Here is a 16,451-nt window from a genome sequence, read left to right on the forward strand (position 1 = left end):
CACGTTTGAGGGAGACATGAAGTTCCAAGGAGTGCTGTTCTTCCCGGTGACGCCGTTCGCCGCGGACGGTTCGCTGGACGAGGAACGGCTCGCCCGGCACATCGAGAACGGCGTCGCGGCCGGTGCGGGCGGCGTGTTCGTCGCCTGCGGCACCGGTGAGTTCCACGCGTTGACGCCCGACGAGATCGAACGGGCGACGCGCGTCGCCGTGGAGACGACCGCCGGCCGCGTCCCCGTCCTGGCCGCGGCGGGCGGCCCTCCCCCGGTCGCCCGCGACCATGCCGCCCGCGTCGAACGCGCCGGCGCCGACGGCATCCTGTTGCTGCCGCCCTATCTCGTGACAGCGCCGCAGCGGGGACTGGTGCGGTACGTCGAGGAGGTCACGGCCGCCACCGACCTGCCGGTGATCTTCTACCAGCGCGGCACCGCCCGCCTCACCGAGACCACGGCGGCCGAGATCGCCGCCCTGCCGAAGGTCGTCGGCCTCAAGGACGGTATCGGCGACATCGAGCGGATGCACCGCATCGTCCGCGCGGTGCGTGCCGTGCCCGGCGGGGCGGACTTCCAGTTCTTCAACGGCCTGCCCACCGCCGAGATGACGGCGCCCGCCTACCAGGGCATCGGCGTCGACCTGTACTCGTCGGCGGTGTTCGCCTTCGCCCCGGAGATCGCGCTCGCCTTCCACCAGGCGCTGGCGCGGGGAGACCATGAGGTGGTGACGACCCTTCTCGACGAGTTCTACGGCCCCCTCGTCGAACTCCGCGACGAGGTCCCCGGGTACGCCGTGGCCCTCGTCAAGGCCGGAGTGACCCTCCGGGGCCTGGACGTCGGCGGCGTACGGGCGCCGCTGCTCGACCTCACGCCGGAGCACCTCGCCCGGCTGGCGAAACTCATCGACCACGGCCTGGAGGCGGTCCGCGCATGAGCACCACCGTCGGCACCCGGATCCGCGAGCTGATCGTCACCCCGATCGCCTTCCGCGACCCGCCCCTGCTCAACTCGGGCGGCGTCCACGAGCCCCTCGCCCTGCGCGTCATCCTCCAACTGGTCCTGGAGGACGGCACGGTGGGCCTCGGCGAGTCCCCCGGAGGCGTCGCCCGGCTGGAGCGGCTTCAGGCCGCCGCGAAGGTGGTCGTGGGCATGGACGTCTTCGACACGACCGCCGTCTCGGCCGCGATCGACGCCGCCCTGCTGCCCACCGTGCCCAGCTCCCACGAGCGCGGCTGGACCACCTCGGCGGTGGAGGTCGCCTGCCTCGACGCACAGGGCAAGCTGCTCGGCCGTCCGGTCAGCGACCTGCTCGGCGGGAAGGTCCGGGACTCGGTGCCCTTCGCCGCGTACCTCTTCTACAAGTGGGCCGATCACCCTGCCCTCGACGGCCGCCCGTCGGTCGGCGACGAGTGGGGCGAGGCGCTGGATCCCGCCGGGATCGTCGAGCAGGCCCGGCTGATGCAACAGCGGTACGGGTTCGAGTCGTTCAAGCTCAAGGGCGGCGTGTTCCCGCCCGACGAGGAGATCGCGGCGATCAAGGCGCTGGCGGAGGCCTTCCCCGGGAAGCCGCTGCGCCTGGACCCCAACACGGCCTGGACGGTGGAGACGTCGAAGTACGTCGCGCGCGAACTGGACGGCGTGCTGGAGTACCTGGAGGACCCGGCCAAGGGCATCGACGGGATGGCCGAGGTCGCGAAGGACTCGCCGCTCCCCCTCGCCACCAACATGTGCGTGATCGCCTGGGAGCACCTGAAGCCGGGGATCGAGCAGAACGCTATCCAGGTGCTCCTCACCGACCACCACTACTGGGGCGGACTGCGTCGCACCCGTGAACTGGCCGCCGTCTGCGAGGCGTTCGGCATCGCGCTCTCGATGCACTCCAACTCGCATCTGGGCATCAGCCTCGCGGCGATGACCCATGTGGCGGCGGCCATCCCGAACCTCGACCACTCCTGCGACACCCACTACCCGTGGAACTCCGCCGACGAAGTGATCGTCCCGGGTGTCCTGGAACTGCGCGACGGGGCGGTCGAGGTGCCCACGGGACCGGGCCTCGGCGTGGAACTCGACCACGACGCCCTCGACCGGCTGCACCGTCTGTACGTCGACTCGGGGATGCGGTCACGCGACGACACCGGGTACATGCGACGGATCCAGCCGGAGTACGAGCGCCGACTCCCCCGCTGGTGACCGACTGACCGTCACAAGGTGCGGCCCAGCAGCTCCAGCAGGGCCGCCCAGTGCCGTTCCGTCGCCTCGGCGTCGTACATCGCGGTGTCCGCCTGGGTGAAGCCGTGGTGGGCGCCGGGGTAGACCTCGCCGCGGTGGCGGACACCGGCCGCGGCGAGGGCCTTGTCGAGGCGGTCGATCTGCTCGGCAGGGTTGGTCGAGTCCTGGTCGGCGTGGCCGAAGTAGAGCTCGGCGGTGATGCGGTCGGCGACCAGGTGCGGGCTGTCCGGCGCGTCCGTCGCGAGGTACGCCCCGTGGAAGCCGGCCGCGGCCGCCACCCGGTCCGGATACGTCCCGGCGGTGCGCAGGGCGAGGCCGGCACCCATGCAGTAGCCGGTGACGCCCACCGGGCCGTCCACCGTCAGCGGGGAGTCGGCCAGCCAGTCGAGGTAGACACCGGCGTCCCGCATGGCGGCTTGGGGTGTGAGGGTCACGGCGGCCGGGCGCAGACTCTGGAAGATTTCCGGCCGCTCGGCCGGGTTGATGAAGTCGGGCAACTCGACGACGGGCGCCGGGCTATGCCGGTAGAAGACGTTGGGGACCAGGACGGTGTACCCGGCCGAGGCGAGCCGGTCCGCCATCCGCTTCAGGTGCGGGCGCAGGCCGAAGGCGTCCATGTACATCAGCACCGCCGGGTGCGGTGCGCTGCTGCCCTCGGGCCTGGCGAGATAAGCGTCGACGGTTCCGTCCGGGGTGGGGACGGTGACGGGTGTTCCCTGCATGGCGGCCTCAGTTCTCGAAGGTCGTGGCGTCGAAGGTCGTGGCGTCGATCAGTTCCCGGACGCGCTCCGCGGAGACCGGGACGCCCGGGGTCTCGAAGAACCAGCGCCGCGCCTCCTCCTGGTTCAACCCCTCGGGCCGTGGTGCCAGGTACGGGTCGACGTAGACCGGCGTACCGGGCTGGCTGCGTCGGCTGTCGGCGAGCGTCCCGATGTCCACGGCGTCGTAGCCGAGGGTGTCCAGCAGCCGGGCCACGTCGGCCTTGGCCCCGGGGTCGTCACCCGCGATGGGCAGCGCGGTGCGGTCGGGGGCGCCGGAGGGCCGGGCCGAGGTCGCCAGCCGCTGGAAGTCGATGTTGTTGAAGGCCTTCACCACGCGCGAGTCGGCCAGGTGCCGCTGGACCAGGGCGCTGGAGGTCAGCTCGCCCGAGTCCAGTTCGGCGAGGCGGCCGTCGCGGTCCGGGTAGTAGTTCATGGTGTCGATCACGGTCCTGCCCGCGAGGGCGGCGGCCGGAAGGCGGTCGTAGGCCTTGAGCGGGACGGTCGCCACGACCAGGTCACCGGCTTGCGCGGCCTCCTCGGGCGTGACCGCCCGCGCATGGTCGCCGAGTTCGGCGACGAGGTCGGCGAGGGTCTCGGGACCGCGGGAGTTGCTGAGGACGACGTCCAGTCCGGCGGCGACGGCGAGGCGGGCCACAGCGCCGCCGATCATGCCGCTGCCGATGAGTCCGAGGGTCTTGGTCACGGTGTGCGTGCCTCCGTCGCTGTGCTGGGGGGAGCCTGCGCAATGAAGTTTTGTGAAGTGGAGTTTCGTATGTGAAACTGAGTGTCACGTTAGTGACCGAGTATCGGATCTGCAAGTCGGATCGGACGGCGGGATAGGGTCGCGAGGTGAGCGCAGCAGCACGTACCAGCACCAGAGACATCGCCCGGGCCGCCGTACGGGCCCAACTGGCCGAGGTGGCCTTGGAGTTGTTCCAGCGCGAGGGCTTCGAGAAGGTCACCCTGGACGACCTGGCGACGGCCGCCGGCGTGTCCCGCAGCACCTTCCTGCGCTACTTCGGCACCAAGGAGGAGGCCGTCCTCGCCGCCTTCGACGCCCATGGCGACCAGGCCGCCGACGCCCTGCGCGCCCGGCCCGCCGACGAGGACGACTGGACGGCGCTGCGGCACGCCCTGGACACGGTCATCGCGCGCTATCACGAGGACCCGGCCCGTGCCCTCGCGACGACCCGCCTGGTCAGGGACACCCCCGCCCTGTGCGCGCGCCAGCTGGAGAAGCAGCACGGCTGGCGCCCCGCCCTGGCCAGGGCGCTCGCGGAGCGCGCCGGTTCCACGGACGGCCCCTCGGGGGCGGCGACGCTCGGCCAGACGGTGCGCGCCGCCGCGGCGCTGGACTGTCTGAACGTCGCGGTCGACCACTGGAGCGCCTCCGACGGCCGACTCGACCTGGTCGAGCTCCTGGACGAGGCCTTCACGGCGCTCGGGTCCCGCTAGCGCCTGTCCGGCGGATCAGGCCAGGGCCTGTTTCAGGGGTCGCCGAATCCGTGGCCGCGTCCCATCATCGCTGCATGACCGAGCTGACCCGACGAGGCTCGACCAGCAGCAGGAAGGGAGTCGCCGGCCATGTCACTGACTCGCGTCCACAACTTCTCCATCTCGCTCGACGGCTTCGGCACCGGTGAGGGGCTGAGCCAGGAGGCGCCGTTCGGCCACGCCGGCGAAAGGCTGCACGAGTGGATGTTCACCACCCGGTTCTGGCACAACATGATCAACCGGCCCGGCGGAACCGGCGGCCTGGACGACGCCTTCGCGCGGCAGTTCCTGCCCGGGATCGGCGCCGAGATCATGGGCGCCGGGAAGTTCGGCTATCCGGGGTGGCACGAGAACCCGGAATGGAAGGGGTGGTGGGGGCCCAACCCGCCGTTCCACACACCGACCTTCATCCTCACCCATCACCCACGCCCGTCGATCGAGATGGAGGGCGGCACGACGTTCCACTTCCTCGACACCTCGCCCGCCAAGGCGCTCGAGACGGCCCGAGAGGCCGCGGACGGCCAAGACGTACGCATCGGCGGCGGGCCCACCGTGATCCGCGACTTCGCCGCCGCCGGGCTCATCGACCACATGCACATCGTGGTGAACCCGATCCTGCTCGGCCGGGGCGTACGTCTCTGGGACGGCCTGGAGGGCTTCGAGGACGACTACGAGGTCGAGGCCACCTCCTCGCCCAGCGGAGTCACGCATGTGACGTTCACCCGTGCGGGCCTCTGAACCAGCGTGGTGCCGGTGTTGCCGGACCGCTACCCCGTCAGTGCCTCGACGCGCCGCATCACGTCACGGCAGAACGCTCCCACCCCGTCCGGGTCGTCGATGAACTGGTTCGGCTTGACGCAGAAGGTCGTGAAGCCCTGTTCCAGCTGCTCCGGGATCGACGCGAGTGCGGCGCCGAGGTCCGCCGGGGAGTGGTCGTCGGGGAAGACGGCCTGGGTGCCGCCGATCATCTCCAGGTCGGCGAGGTCGCGGCCGGCCGCGGCCAGGGCGTCCTTGAGGAGTTGCATGTCCTCGCCCGAGGGCCGGCCGAGGGGGTGGAATCCATGGCCGTGGCGGACGAGCCGGCGCAGGACCGGGCCGTGCAGGCGCTGTCCGCCGAACCACAGCCGGGGGCCCTCCGGGCGGTACGCCTTCGGCTCGAACCAGACGTCCTTGAAGGAGTAGTGCTCACCGGCGTGCGAGAGCGGTGACGGCCCCCAGGCTTTCGCCCAGATCGCCAGGTGCTCGTCGAGCAACCGGCCGCGGCTGCCGAACGGCACGCCCAGCGCGTCGTACTCGTCCTTGCTCCAGCTGACCGTGGGCTGCACCACCAGTCGTCCTTCGCTGAGCAGGTCGAGGGTGCCCAACTCGCGCGCCATCAGCAGGGGATGGCGCAGCGGGGCGAGGACGGCCGCGGCGGCCAGGCGCAGCCGCTCGGTGACGGAGGCGATGGCGGCGAGCAGAAGCAGCGAGTTCGGCCAGGGGGTGTTCGGGTCCTGGTTGCCCGGGAGGGCGTAGTCGCGGGGGTTGCCCATGACGCCGGCCGCGGCGGCGTCGGGCCCGAGGACGATGTGTTCGCTGACCATCACCGCGTCGAACCCGGCGTCCTCGGCCTCGCGGGCCCAGCGGACGGCCCTGGGGAGATCGGCGCGGCCATCGGTGAGGGTCCAGTTCTCGCTGAGGACGAGAAGCATGCGGGGTGCGGTGGCCGTCGGCCTGGTGACCGTCATGCGCATCCTTGCCTTTCGACGAAGCGGGAGACGTCCTCCGGGGCCGGACGCAGTACCCCGTCACGCACCGCGAGCGCCGTGGCCTGGGCGCGGGAGGCGCAGCCGGTCTTGCGCAGGAGGTGCTCGACGTGGCTGTGCACGGTCCGCGGAGAGAGATAGAGGGCCTGGGCGATGGCCTGGTTGGTCTGGCCCATCGCGGCCCGCGTCAGTACTTCCAACTCGCGCGGACTCAGTCCGTACGGCAGTTCCATGGGCACCTCGTGGACGACGACCGCCCGCCGGATCAGTGCCGAGCCGACGGCGCACCGGCGCAGCACCACGCGGCGCCACTCACGGCCGACCGGCCACAGCACCCGTAGCCGCTGCCCGCCGGTGTGCTCGAACGCCCGGACCAGACAAGCGAAGTCATCGTCCGCGAGGACCTGGGCGGGTCGGTGTCCCGGGAGGTCGACGACGCCTCCGTCGGTGACGAGGTTCGCCCCCGCCTCCGCCGGCAGGTCGTACAACTCGGCCGGTCGGGCCGTCGGGTCGGCGAGGGCGCCCAGGGCCGGGAGCACCGAGGCGAGCAGCCGGCGCGCCTCGGTGCCGTAGGCGTTCGTACCCTCCGCGGCCAGGTGGACCAGGCCCACGAGCCGGCCCTCGTGACGCAGCGCTCCCGTCACGCCATCCCGGAAACCGGCCGGGCGGACGCGCTCGGCGTAGAACCAGCCGTGCCGGAAGCGCTGCCCGGCGTCCTCGGCGTCCTCGGTGATGGACGGCGGGAGTTCCTGCCGTACGACGTTGTCGTACCACGGCGTCCCCACGAACTCGGCGGCCAGCGCCTCGGCGTCCCCCGGTTCGTAGCCGACGCCGGCCACCTGGACGTGGGCGCCGCTCAGCGGGTCGATCGCCAGCAGGGTGGCGGCGTCGAGCGGCAGGGCGGCAGCGAGCTCGCACAGCGCCTGCGCGCAGGCCGAGGTGGTGTCGCGTTCGCGGGTGAGCATGCCGATGCGGGCCGCTGCCGCGAGCTGGTGGTGGCTGATCATGCGGGCCTCCGGGGGCGGGACCACCGGGCGATTGTTTGGGCCCTAACGATATGGGTGGGCGGGGCGGTACACAAGGCGTTGCCGGGCCGGTCCCACTTTTCGCCCCCGCCACCCCTACCCCTCCCATCACTGGGGGGCGGAGCCCCCTGGCGGGGGCGAACCCCCTACGGCCCCGCACCACCCACTCGTCCGCGGCTCCGGCCGCGACGGTCGGTATTTGTACGGATGGCGGCGCGACCTGCCCGGGTCTTTCCTGTTCGGCACGCACCAACGCCCGGCACACCCCGGGCCCCGTCCCCCGAAGGGCACCGCCATGACCGCATCCCCCTCGCCCGCCTCCCCGACCTCAAGACGACGGTTCCTCGCCTGGTCCGGCGTGTCCGTCGCCACCGCCGCGCTGGCCGCCGCCGGATGTTCGGCGCCGGACGACGGAACCGGCTCGGCGCAGGCCGCGGCATCCGGCGGACCGTCGGGCAAGCTCACCAGGATCGGCCTGGACTACCCCTTCACCCAACTCCCGCTCTACTCGACCCTGGTGAAGCTCTCCACGGCCGCCGCCGAGCAGCACCGCATCTCGCTGCTGACCACGAGCGACGCGGGCAACGCCGACACCCAGGCCACCAACCTCAACGCCTGGGTCGCCCAGAAGGTCCCGGCCATCGTGTCGTTCCCGATGGTCTTCGAGGCGACGGAGTCCATCGCCAAGGCGGCGCTGGACGCGGGGCTGATCTGGGTGACGTACGGCGGATCGCTTGAGCACCAGAGCGCCGACATCCAGTTCAGCTTCGTCGAGGGCGGAACGCTGCTCGGAGAGGCCGCCGCCAAGTGGGCGCGCGAACGGCTCGGCGGCAAGGGCAAGGTCGCCTTCCTCACCGACAGCACCATCCAGCTGGGCCGCGAGCGCACCAAGGGCATGATCGACGCCTTCACCAAGAACGCGCCCGGCGTCGACGTCGTCGCCCAGGAGCAGGCCATCGACCCGGACACCGGCCTGTCCAAGTCCCGCGCCATCCTCGCCAAGCACCCCGACCTCAACATCGTCCTCGGTGTCACGGACGCCGCGGCGTACGGCGGGTTCAAGGCACTCCAGCAGACCGGGCGGGCGAAGGACGACGCCAAGACCTTCGTCGGCGGGCAGGACGGCTCGGCACCCTCCCTCCTCGCGATCAAGCAGGGCACCTTCTACCGCGCCTCCGCCGCCCTCGCGCCCAAGGACATCGCCGCCGCCATCGTGGACGTGCCGCGCGCGGTCGCCGCGGGGAAGGCCGACGCGAGCGCCCAGGTGCCGATCACTCTCGTCCAGCGCGCGGACACCGCCCGGATCGACGCCCTGCTCGCCCAGAACGCACAGGGCTGGTCATGACAGCGGTCACCAACCTCCACATCCAGGGTCTGAGCAAGTCCTTCGGCGGCGTTCGGGCGTTGGACGGAGTGGACCTGACCGTCCCGGCGGGCCAGGTGCACGCCCTCCTCGGGCACAACGGCGCAGGCAAGTCCACGCTCATCAAGTGCCTCGGCGGCGCCTTCCCGCCGGACGCGGGGACGATCGAGGTGGGCGGGACGGCGTACACGCGGCTGACTCCCCGCGAGTCCATCGCCGCCGGCGTGGCGATCATCTTCCAGACGCTCAGCGTCGTGGACTCCCTCACGGTCGCCGAGAACATCTTCCTCGGCCAGGAGTGGACCCGGTTCGGCCGCATCGACCGGCGCGCCCAGGAAGAGGTCGCCGACGGGCTGCTGCGGCGGGTCGCGGCCAGTTGTTCGCCCCGTGACCGGGTGGGCGAACTGCCCACGGGGCAGCGGCAGTTGGTCGAGATCGCGAAGGCCCTCAGCCGCAGCGCCTCGGTCCTCGTCCTCGACGAACCGACCGCCGCGCTCTCCGGCGCCGAGAGCGACGCCCTGGCCGCACGGGTCGAGGACCTGCGGGCCCAGGGGCTGGCCATCGTCTACGTCACGCACCTGCTGAGCGAAGTGGAACGGCTCGCGGATGCGGTGACCGTGCTGCGGGACGGGCGTGTGGCCCATCAGTCGGGGGTGGCGGGGCAGACGCGGGGTGAGCTGGTCGAGGCGATCGTCGGTCGGACGGACGCCTCGCAGGGCGTCGCTTCGAGCCTCTCGCCGGGCCCGGCTGCGGGGCTCTCGCAGGCGACCCGTCCGGCGACCGGGGACGACAACGCCCCGCGCCCCGCGCGCCTGACCGTGGACGGCCTGCGCGGCCCCGGCTTCGGACCGGTCGACGTCCGCGTCGACTCGGGCGAGATCGTCGGGCTGTACGGGCTCATCGGCTCCGGTCGTACTCGACTGCTGGAGACCCTGTTCGGCAGACGCCGCGCCTCGGGCGGAACCGTACGGATCGGAGAGCGGGCCGTCGTGGCGACCCGCCCGGCCGACGCGCTGGCCGCGGGCATCGCCCTCGTACCGGCGGACCGGCGCAGACAGGGCCTGTTCCCCTCGCTCAGCGCCCAGGACAACACCCTGCTGCCGACGGTCCGTTCACTCGCCCGGCACGGTGTGCGGGCGCTCGGTGCCGAGCGACGCGTCTTCGGCGCGCTGTCCGACGCGGTGGGCCTGCGTCCGACCCGGCCACGGCTGCCGGCGGCCGCGTTCTCCGGCGGCAACCAGCAGAAGCTGGTCCTGGGCCGGTGGATCAACGCGGCGCGCACCGTGGACGTACTGCTCCTCGACGAGCCGACGCAGGGCGTCGACGTCGGTGCGCGTCAGGAGATCTACGGGGTGCTCTCCTCGCTCGCCGAACAGCACGGCACCGCTGTGCTGTTCGCCTCCAGCGACCCCGAGGAGATCGTCGCACTGGCCCACCGCTGTCTGATCGTCTCCGGCGGCCGGGTCGTCGGCGAGCTGAGCGGAGCCGAACTCACGGAGACGGCACTGCTGTCGGCCGTACATCACACGGCGCCGGCGCCGTCCGGCGGAAGCGCGCCGGCCGAAGAACTCACGGCGCCCACCTGTCCTCCGCCAACAGACAGCGCCGCACGCACCCAAGACCCCACCGCACCCGACAGGCCCGCCGCCCCCGAAGGAGCACCATGACCACCGCCACCAAGGGCTCCGCTCCCAGCCCCACGGGCCCCACGACCACCACCCTCACCAGCCGCCGGCTGCCCTCCCCCGGCACCTTCACCGAGACCGGCCTGACCACCCTGCGGCGTCACCCCCTGCTCGCCGTACTCCTCCTCATGGTCCTGGTCTTCCAACTGACCACCGGCAGCTTCCTCGACGCGGGCAACCTGCGCGGGATCGCCACCGACGCCGCCACGCTCGCCATCGTCGCGGTGCCGCTGGCGCTGCTGGTGATCAGCGGCTACCTCGATCTGTCGGTCGGCTCCACGCTCGCCCTGGGCGGGCTGGTGGCGGGCTGGCTCGCCGGGTCGCAGACGCAGTCACCGGTCGTCGCCGTGCTGGGCGCGCTGGTGGCGGGTGCGGCGGTGGGCGCCGTGAACGGCGTGCTGTGTTGCTACCTGGGACTGTCCGCCTTCATCGTGACGCTGGGCATGCTGACGGCCGTACGGGGACTCGCCCAGCAACTCTTCCCGCTGCCGCTGAGCGGTTTCGGATCCGGGTTCGCCTGGCTGGGCGGGTCACGGATCGCCGGCATCGACGCGCCGGTCCTCATCGCGGTGCTCGTGCTCGTGGCGGGCGCGCTGTTCCTGGCGCTCACCCCGGCCGGGCGGCACGTCTTCGCCATCGGCGTCAACCGGGAGGCCGCCCACCTCTCCGGCATCGACGTCCGCCGTACGCCGTTCACGCTGTTCGTCGTCACGGGTGTCGCCGCCGCCCTCGCCGGGGCCATCAAGGCATCCGTGCTGGACAGTGTCGTCGCCGGGACCTCGGGCGCCGGGTTCGAGCTGACCGTACTGACCGCCGTCCTGCTCGGCGGGGTCGCTCTGACGGGCGGCTCGGGCTCCGTCTTCGGAGTGCTGCTCGGCGTGCTCTTCCTCGGCTGCCTCCAGAACGGCCTCACGCTGCTGAACGTGCCCACGTTCTGGCAGCAGATGGCGCAGGGAACCGCCCTGGTGGCGGGCGCGGCGCTCGCCTACTTCGGTCCGCGGCAGACGCGATGACCGCCCCACCCACGATGACCATCCACGACTCCCCCCCCCAGACATGACCACCCACAACTCCCCCACCGCACGGAAGGGCCCCGCGTGAGCGACACCACCCCCATCCCCACTCCCACCCCCGCTCGCCCTCCCATCCCCGCTCCCCCTCCCACCCTCGTCCTGACCGGCGGTCAGGTCCTCACCGTCGACGCCGGTTTCACGGTCGCCGAAGGCGTCGCCGTGCGCGGACGCGACATCGTCGCCGTCGGCAGTGACGCCGAGATGCGTGCCCTGGCCGGGCCCGGCACGCGCGTCGTCGAACTCCACGGCGGGACCGTGCTGCCCGGCATCAACGACTCGCATCTGCACGGAGCCGCGTACGGCCTGGCCAAGCCGCCCTTCGCCCTGGACGTCGGCAATCCGGCGGTGGGGACGATCGCCGGCATCGCTTCGGTCGTGGAGCGGGCCGTGCGCGCGTCCCGCCCCGGTGAGTGGATCGTCGGGCTCGGCTGGGACGCCGGATACCTCGCGGAGTGTCTGGCCGATCCGCAGCGCTTCCCGCACCGCCGGGACCTGGACGCCGTGGCGCCCGACAACCCGGTCTGTCTGACCGACTTCTCCCAGCACATGGTGTGGGTCAACAGCGCGGCCCTGCGCGTCTGTGGGGTCGACGCGAGCAGCGCGCCACCGCCCGGCGGTGTCATCGACCTGGACCCTGACGGGCGGCCCACCGGCATCCTGCGGGAGGCGGCCGGGAAACTCGTCCAGGCCGCGCTCCCCTCCCCCACCGTCGGCCGGCGCCGCCAGGCCATCCAGGCGGTGGTGCGGGAGCTGCACGCGCGCGGCATCACCAGCTACACCGAGCCGGGCCTCGGCCCCGGCGGTGCGGAGACCCTGTTCGGCGGTCTGAGCACCGACAACTGGACGGCGTACGCCGAACTCGCCGAGGAGGGTCAACTCGACGCCCGGGTCAGTGTGTTGCTGCTGCCCGCGCCCATGGGCGGCTCGGCGGACGACGTACGCAAGGGGCTGGCCGAGCTGCGTCGGCCGGAGTCGGCGGACCCCCGGTTGCTGCGGGCGATCGGCGTAAAGATCTTCGGCGACGGGGTGCCGCCGAACCGTACGGCTTGGATGAACGAACCGTACGCCGACGGTGGCCACGGCGCGCTGTGCGTGCACGGCACCACCCCGGCACTCCAGGTCGCCGAACTGCGCGAGATGATCCGGCTGGCGCACGAGGCCGGCTTCCAGCTGGGTGTGCACGTCACGGGGGACCGGGCCATCGACACGGTCGTGGACGCCTTCGTCGCCGCGAACGCCGCCGCGCCCCGCCCGGACGCCCGGCACTACGTCATCCACGGCGACTTCATCGGCGCCGGCAGCCTCGCCAAGCTGGCCGCGCACGGTTACGGCGTCAACATGAACCCGGCCATCAAGTGGACCATCTCCGACCTGATGGACGAGGTCATCGGCACCGATCGCTCCGCCTATCAGTGGCCCGTGCGCTCCGCCGTCGAGGCCGGGGTCGCGGTCTGCGCCAGCTCCGACGCGCCGATCACCGCGCCCGACTGGCGGCAGGGCGTGGCCGCGATGATGCTGCGGGAGTCGAAGGCGAGCGGGCGGCAGAGCGGCCCGGAGCAGTGTGTGGGCCTGGCCGAGGCCCTGCGGGCGTACACGGTCAATCCGGCCCGGCAGGACTTCGCCGAGGAGTGGAAGGGGTCCGTCGAGGTCGGCAAGGTCGCGGACCTCTGTGTCCTGGACCGTCCGCTGCTGGACCTGGACCCGCACATGATCACGGACGCGGAGGTGGTGATGACGGTGTTCGACGGGCGGGTCGTGCACGAGCGTTGAGGGCTCCGCCTGCCGCCTGCTCCACCCTCTGCTCCACCTTCCGCTCCACCTTTTCGAAAGCATGGCCGCGCACCGGTGACGCCGCTACCGTGATCGACCGATCTTCCGCGCGGCAGAAGGAGTGACGGTGGGCGCAGTCGGGTCGAGGGTCGTGTTGGTCACCGGTGGCAGCGGGTTCGTCGGCAGCCATCTGGTCAAACGGCTTCTGGAGCGGGGGTACCAGGTCCACAGCACCGTGCGGAGCACCGCCGACACGGCGAAGATGCGCCCGCTGCGGGAGTTGCAGGAGACACACCCCGGCCGACTGTCCCTGTTCGAGGCGGACTTGCTGAAGGAAGGCGCCTTCGACGAGGCGATGAGCGGCTGCCGGGTGGTGTTCCATGTGGCGTCGCCGTTCCGCATGCCGGAGAAGATCAAGGACGGCCGCCGGGACATGGTCGACCCGGCGCTGCTCGGCACGCGCAACGTGCTGGCCGCCATCGAGCGGACACCCACGGTCGAGAAGCTCGTCCTCACATCGACCGTGGGCGCGATCTTCGGCGACTACGCCGACGTCCTGGCCATGGACGACGCCGTGCTGTCGGAGCGGTACTTCAACACCACCAGCACGGTGGAGAACAACCCCTACCACTACGCCAAGACGGTCGCGGAGCGCGCTGCCTGGGACGCGGAGGCCGCGCAGGGCCGCTGGCAGATGGTGGCGGTCAACCCCGGCCTGATCCTGGGCCCTTCCCTCACGCCCGCCTCGGAGTCCGGCAGCCTGTTCCTGCTGGAGGAGCTGTTCAAGGGTTACTTCTTCTACGGCGCCCCGGACTTCAGCTTCACCACGGTGGACGTGCGCGACGTCGCCCACGCCCACATCGCGGCAGCGGAGAACCCGGACGCCAAGGGCCGTTACATCCTCGCCGCCCCGACCATGACGTCGTTCCACGAGATGGCCCGCATCCTCCGGAGCCGCCGCCCCCGCGACCTCCGCCTCCCGCGCGCCGCGCTCCCGCACTGGCCCGTACGCGTCCTGGGCCCGGCCTTCGGGCTGACGCAGGACTACATCCGGGGGCACCTCGGCATCCGCTTCCGGGTGGACAACAGCCGGAGCGTGAACGAACTCGGCGTCACCTACCGCCCGATCGAGCAGACGGTCCTCGATCATTACGCGGCGTGGCGGAGTCAACGCGCCGCGAAGTGAATCCGGCCGTCCGTCCACACGGAGCGTCGAAGGTCACAAAAACGTATCGGACATTTCACACGTCAACCTTCACGTGAGTCACACAAGTTGGTTAGGTTACGCCTAGGCCGCACGACGACCTCCGGCGAACCCCGTCGGGACGTGCGGCCTCCGCCGAGTCCGGTGCCTCCATAGGGGCCACTGGAGCCGGGGACCCAACCGAACTTGGGGTGAATCGGCCCAACTGCCCTTCGGGGCAAGGGCCGTAGGGCACACCTTCCGGAACCGATCGCCCGAACCCGTCAGCTAACTCGGTAGGCGGAGTACGGAAGGAGTACGTCGCCCATGGCGCCGGAAGGCACCGCGCGTCCGGGGGCTCTGAGCCTCCCCGGTATGCGCAATTCCGCACTCGCGTCGGCGGCCCTCACCTCTGTGGCACTGCTCGCCCAGACGGCCAACGCCGCCCCCTCCGCGGGGGACGAGACACCGAGCCGCGACGAGGTCAGCCGGAGGGTCAGCTCCCTCTACGACCAGGCCGAGTCCGACACCGGTACTTTCAACGCCACTCGCGCGGCGTCGACGGGGCCGCGCAAGCGCGCCGACCGGCCGACGGACGCCGGACGCGGACCCGCCGCCGCGGCCCGAAGCGCCCGGGGCGAGGAGAGCGGGCGCAGCGACCCCGCGCTCGACAGCGTCACCCGGCAGTGGTTCGACGCCGCCCGCTCGAAGGTGGGTCCGATCGTCCCGGCAGTGCTGCCGAGGGACAGAATGCCGGACCGTCCCACCGGGGCACGACCCGCGCGCCCGGCGGAGAGCACTCCGGAGGGCCTCACCGACCGGGGGCAGGCGGCGTCCGGCCGCGCCGCCCTGGAGCTGACCGCCGCACCGGTGGCGGAACTGTCGGCTGCTCCGACCACCGGAAGGGCTCCCGTGGCGGAGCTGACCGCCGGCCCGATCGCGGCCCTGCCGGCCGCTCCCGAGGCACCGCCGGAGACGAGCCGGCAGGCCCTGGGCGCACAGAGCGCTCAGAGCACCGCGACCGCCCTCGACCTGCCCGCCCCGACGGCCGACCCGCCGCGCTCCTCCCTGCGGGCGACCAAGGAGCAGAACCAGCGCAAGCTCGACCGTGCCCGCCGGCTGCTGTCCCCGTACACCGCACAGCAGAGCACGGCACTCCTGCCGATCGAGAACCCGCTGGGCCAGCCCTCGGCCGAGACACAGTGGCAGGCACTCCAGGACCTCGGAGCGTCCGATCTGACCCCGGTCCAGGCAGGCACAACGGCCTGGTCCGGCACGGCAGTTCAGCCCGCCGTCACCCTCGCGACCACCGCCACCGACCCGACCACGGTCACGAGCCATGCCTTCGACACCGGCCAAGCTTTCGACACCGGCCAGACCTTCGGCACCGGCCAAGCCTTCGACACCGGCCAGACCCTCGGCACCGGCCAAGCCCTCGACACCGGCCAGACCCTCGGCACCGGCCAAGCCTTCGACACCGGCCAGACCTTCGGCACCGGCCAAGCCCTCGCCACAAGCCAGTCTTTCGACACGAGCACACCCCTCACCGGCACCGCCCTCACCAGCACCGCCCCCACCGCCACCGCACCGCAGGACACCCGCGCCGCGCGGGCCCTGGACTTCGCCGTCGCCCAGATCGGCAAGCCCTGCGTCTGGGGCACGACGGGCCCGGGCTCGTACGACAGTGGAGGCCTCACCCAGGCCGCCTGGAAGGCGGCCGGCATCACGCTCCCCCGCACCCCGCAGGAGCAGGCGACCGCCGGCCGCGGAATCGCCCTGACCTATGTCGAGCCCGGCGACCTGGTCCTCTTCCACGCCGGCCACGTCGGCATCTACTCCGGAAACGGCATGATGATCCACGCGCCCGGCCCGGGAACGGTCATCCGCGAGGAGTCGATCCACTACGCCGGGGAGTCGGCGATCCACAGCGTGATACGGCCTGCCTGAGCAGTCGACCCGCCACCACCCACCCGCCATCCACCCACCCATCACCCCGCCCCAACCCTCCCACCCCGCCTCCACGAGGCGGGGTGGTCGTCTTATACCCCCTTGTCGATACGTCCTGACAAACCCATTGACATCACCTCCGGACAGCCGCATAGTTCCTGCCACTAGAGCGCGCTAGTGGAGCG

13 protein-coding genes, 1 pseudogene and 1 riboswitch are annotated in these 16,451 nt (G+C 71.9%); of the genes and pseudogenes, 10 read left to right on the plus strand and 4 right to left on the minus strand.

The genetic code is table 11. The features are described from left to right. Positions 1 to 16: 16 nt before the first annotated feature. Both BLU79_RS01800 and BLU79_RS01805 read left to right on the plus strand, forming a co-directional pair. Positions 17 to 925, plus strand: a complete 909-nt coding sequence (locus BLU79_RS01800) for a 5-dehydro-4-deoxyglucarate dehydratase (RefSeq protein ID WP_093903770.1) — start codon at positions 17 to 19, stop codon at positions 923 to 925. Continuing rightward, positions 922 to 2,181, plus strand: coding sequence for a glucarate dehydratase family protein (locus tag BLU79_RS01805; RefSeq protein WP_093903771.1), 1,260 nt, complete (start codon positions 922 to 924; stop codon positions 2,179 to 2,181). Before BLU79_RS01800 ends, BLU79_RS01805 begins: the two co-directional genes overlap by 4 nt. 11 nt (positions 2,182 to 2,192) lie before the next feature. Here the strand turns inward: BLU79_RS01805 and BLU79_RS01810 are convergent, their stop codons facing one another. Further along, a complete protein-coding gene (locus tag BLU79_RS01810; RefSeq protein ID WP_093903772.1) occupies positions 2,193 to 2,942 on the minus strand; it encodes a dienelactone hydrolase family protein in 750 nt (249 codons plus the stop codon). A 7-nt stretch (positions 2,943 to 2,949) separates the two neighbouring features. After that, positions 2,950 to 3,690, minus strand: a pseudogene (locus BLU79_RS01815) (NADPH-dependent F420 reductase); the annotation flags it as partial. A gap of 140 nt (positions 3,691 to 3,830) precedes the next feature. Here BLU79_RS01815 and BLU79_RS01820 point away from each other — a divergent pair. Both BLU79_RS01820 and BLU79_RS01825 read left to right on the plus strand, forming a co-directional pair. Continuing rightward, entirely contained in the window at positions 3,831 to 4,436 is a 606-nt protein-coding gene (locus tag BLU79_RS01820; RefSeq protein WP_093903774.1) for a TetR/AcrR family transcriptional regulator, read from the plus strand. Positions 4,437 to 4,565: 129 nt separating this feature from the next. Next, on the plus strand, positions 4,566 to 5,213 hold the full coding sequence (locus tag BLU79_RS01825) for a dihydrofolate reductase family protein (RefSeq protein ID WP_093903775.1): 648 nt from the start codon (positions 4,566 to 4,568) through the stop codon (positions 5,211 to 5,213). Positions 5,214 to 5,242: 29 nt separating this feature from the next. Here BLU79_RS01825 and BLU79_RS01830 read toward each other — a convergent pair whose 3' ends face one another. Together BLU79_RS01830 and BLU79_RS01835 are read right to left on the minus strand one after the other, a co-directional pair. After that, the gene (locus BLU79_RS01830; RefSeq protein ID WP_256333097.1) at positions 5,243 to 6,202 is read right to left on the minus strand and encodes a TIGR03619 family F420-dependent LLM class oxidoreductase; all 960 of its coding nucleotides are present in this window, start codon (positions 6,200 to 6,202) and stop codon (positions 5,243 to 5,245) included. Beyond that, positions 6,199 to 7,251 carry a helix-turn-helix transcriptional regulator gene (locus BLU79_RS01835; protein WP_371131794.1) on the minus strand — a complete coding sequence of 351 codons (1,053 nt, stop codon included), beginning with the start codon at positions 7,249 to 7,251 and terminating at the stop codon, positions 6,199 to 6,201. Before BLU79_RS01835 ends, BLU79_RS01830 begins: the two co-directional genes overlap by 4 nt. A gap of 289 nt (positions 7,252 to 7,540) precedes the next feature. On the opposite strand from BLU79_RS01835, the gene BLU79_RS01840 reads away from it, so the two are divergent. The 6 genes from BLU79_RS01840 (at position 7,541) to BLU79_RS49740 (ending at position 16,266) form a co-directional block, all read left to right on the plus strand. Then, positions 7,541 to 8,590, plus strand: a complete 1,050-nt coding sequence (locus BLU79_RS01840) for a sugar ABC transporter substrate-binding protein (RefSeq protein WP_093903777.1) — start codon at positions 7,541 to 7,543, stop codon at positions 8,588 to 8,590. Then, on the plus strand, positions 8,587 to 10,275 hold the full coding sequence (locus tag BLU79_RS01845; protein ID WP_093903778.1) for a sugar ABC transporter ATP-binding protein: 1,689 nt from the start codon (positions 8,587 to 8,589) through the stop codon (positions 10,273 to 10,275). The genes BLU79_RS01840 and BLU79_RS01845 overlap by 4 nt, the downstream gene beginning before the upstream one ends. Further along, a complete protein-coding gene (locus BLU79_RS01850) occupies positions 10,272 to 11,306 on the plus strand; it encodes an ABC transporter permease (protein ID WP_256333098.1) in 1,035 nt (344 codons plus the stop codon). The genes BLU79_RS01845 and BLU79_RS01850 overlap by 4 nt, the downstream gene beginning before the upstream one ends. 132 nt (positions 11,307 to 11,438) lie before the next feature. After that, on the plus strand, positions 11,439 to 13,136 hold the full coding sequence (locus BLU79_RS01855; RefSeq protein ID WP_093904186.1) for an amidohydrolase: 1,698 nt from the start codon (positions 11,439 to 11,441) through the stop codon (positions 13,134 to 13,136). 127 nt (positions 13,137 to 13,263) lie between these two features. After that, the gene (locus BLU79_RS01860; RefSeq protein WP_093903779.1) at positions 13,264 to 14,322 is read left to right on the plus strand and encodes an NAD-dependent epimerase/dehydratase family protein; all 1,059 of its coding nucleotides are present in this window, start codon (positions 13,264 to 13,266) and stop codon (positions 14,320 to 14,322) included. A 141-nt stretch (positions 14,323 to 14,463) separates the two neighbouring features. Beyond that, positions 14,464 to 14,638, plus strand: a riboswitch (cyclic di-AMP (ydaO/yuaA leader). Between the two features lie 56 nt (positions 14,639 to 14,694). Continuing rightward, positions 14,695 to 16,266, plus strand: coding sequence for a C40 family peptidase (locus BLU79_RS49740; RefSeq protein ID WP_305657732.1), 1,572 nt, complete (start codon positions 14,695 to 14,697; stop codon positions 16,264 to 16,266). Positions 16,267 to 16,451: the final 185 nt, after the last annotated feature.

The organism is Streptomyces sp. cf386 (genome assembly GCF_900103585.1).
Lineage (GTDB): Bacteria > Actinomycetota > Actinomycetes > Streptomycetales > Streptomycetaceae > Streptomyces.

Coding starts and splice junctions, on each gene's coding strand:
- BLU79_RS01805 (WP_093903771.1), top strand. CDS start 922: ATGAGCACCACCGTCGGCACCCGGATCCGCGAGCTGATCGTCACCCCG.
- BLU79_RS01840 (WP_093903777.1), top strand. CDS start 7,541: ATGACCGCATCCCCCTCGCCCGCCTCCCCGACCTCAAGACGACGGTTC.
- BLU79_RS01830 (WP_256333097.1), bottom strand. CDS start 6,202: ATGACGGTCACCAGGCCGACGGCCACCGCACCCCGCATGCTTCTCGTC.
- BLU79_RS01800 (WP_093903770.1), top strand. CDS start 17: ATGAAGTTCCAAGGAGTGCTGTTCTTCCCGGTGACGCCGTTCGCCGCG.
- BLU79_RS01845 (WP_093903778.1), top strand. CDS start 8,587: ATGACAGCGGTCACCAACCTCCACATCCAGGGTCTGAGCAAGTCCTTC.
- BLU79_RS01810 (WP_093903772.1), bottom strand. CDS start 2,942: ATGCAGGGAACACCCGTCACCGTCCCCACCCCGGACGGAACCGTCGAC.
- BLU79_RS01850 (WP_256333098.1), top strand. CDS start 10,272: ATGACCACCGCCACCAAGGGCTCCGCTCCCAGCCCCACGGGCCCCACG.
- BLU79_RS01825 (WP_093903775.1), top strand. CDS start 4,566: ATGTCACTGACTCGCGTCCACAACTTCTCCATCTCGCTCGACGGCTTC.
- BLU79_RS49740 (WP_305657732.1), top strand. CDS start 14,695: ATGCGCAATTCCGCACTCGCGTCGGCGGCCCTCACCTCTGTGGCACTG.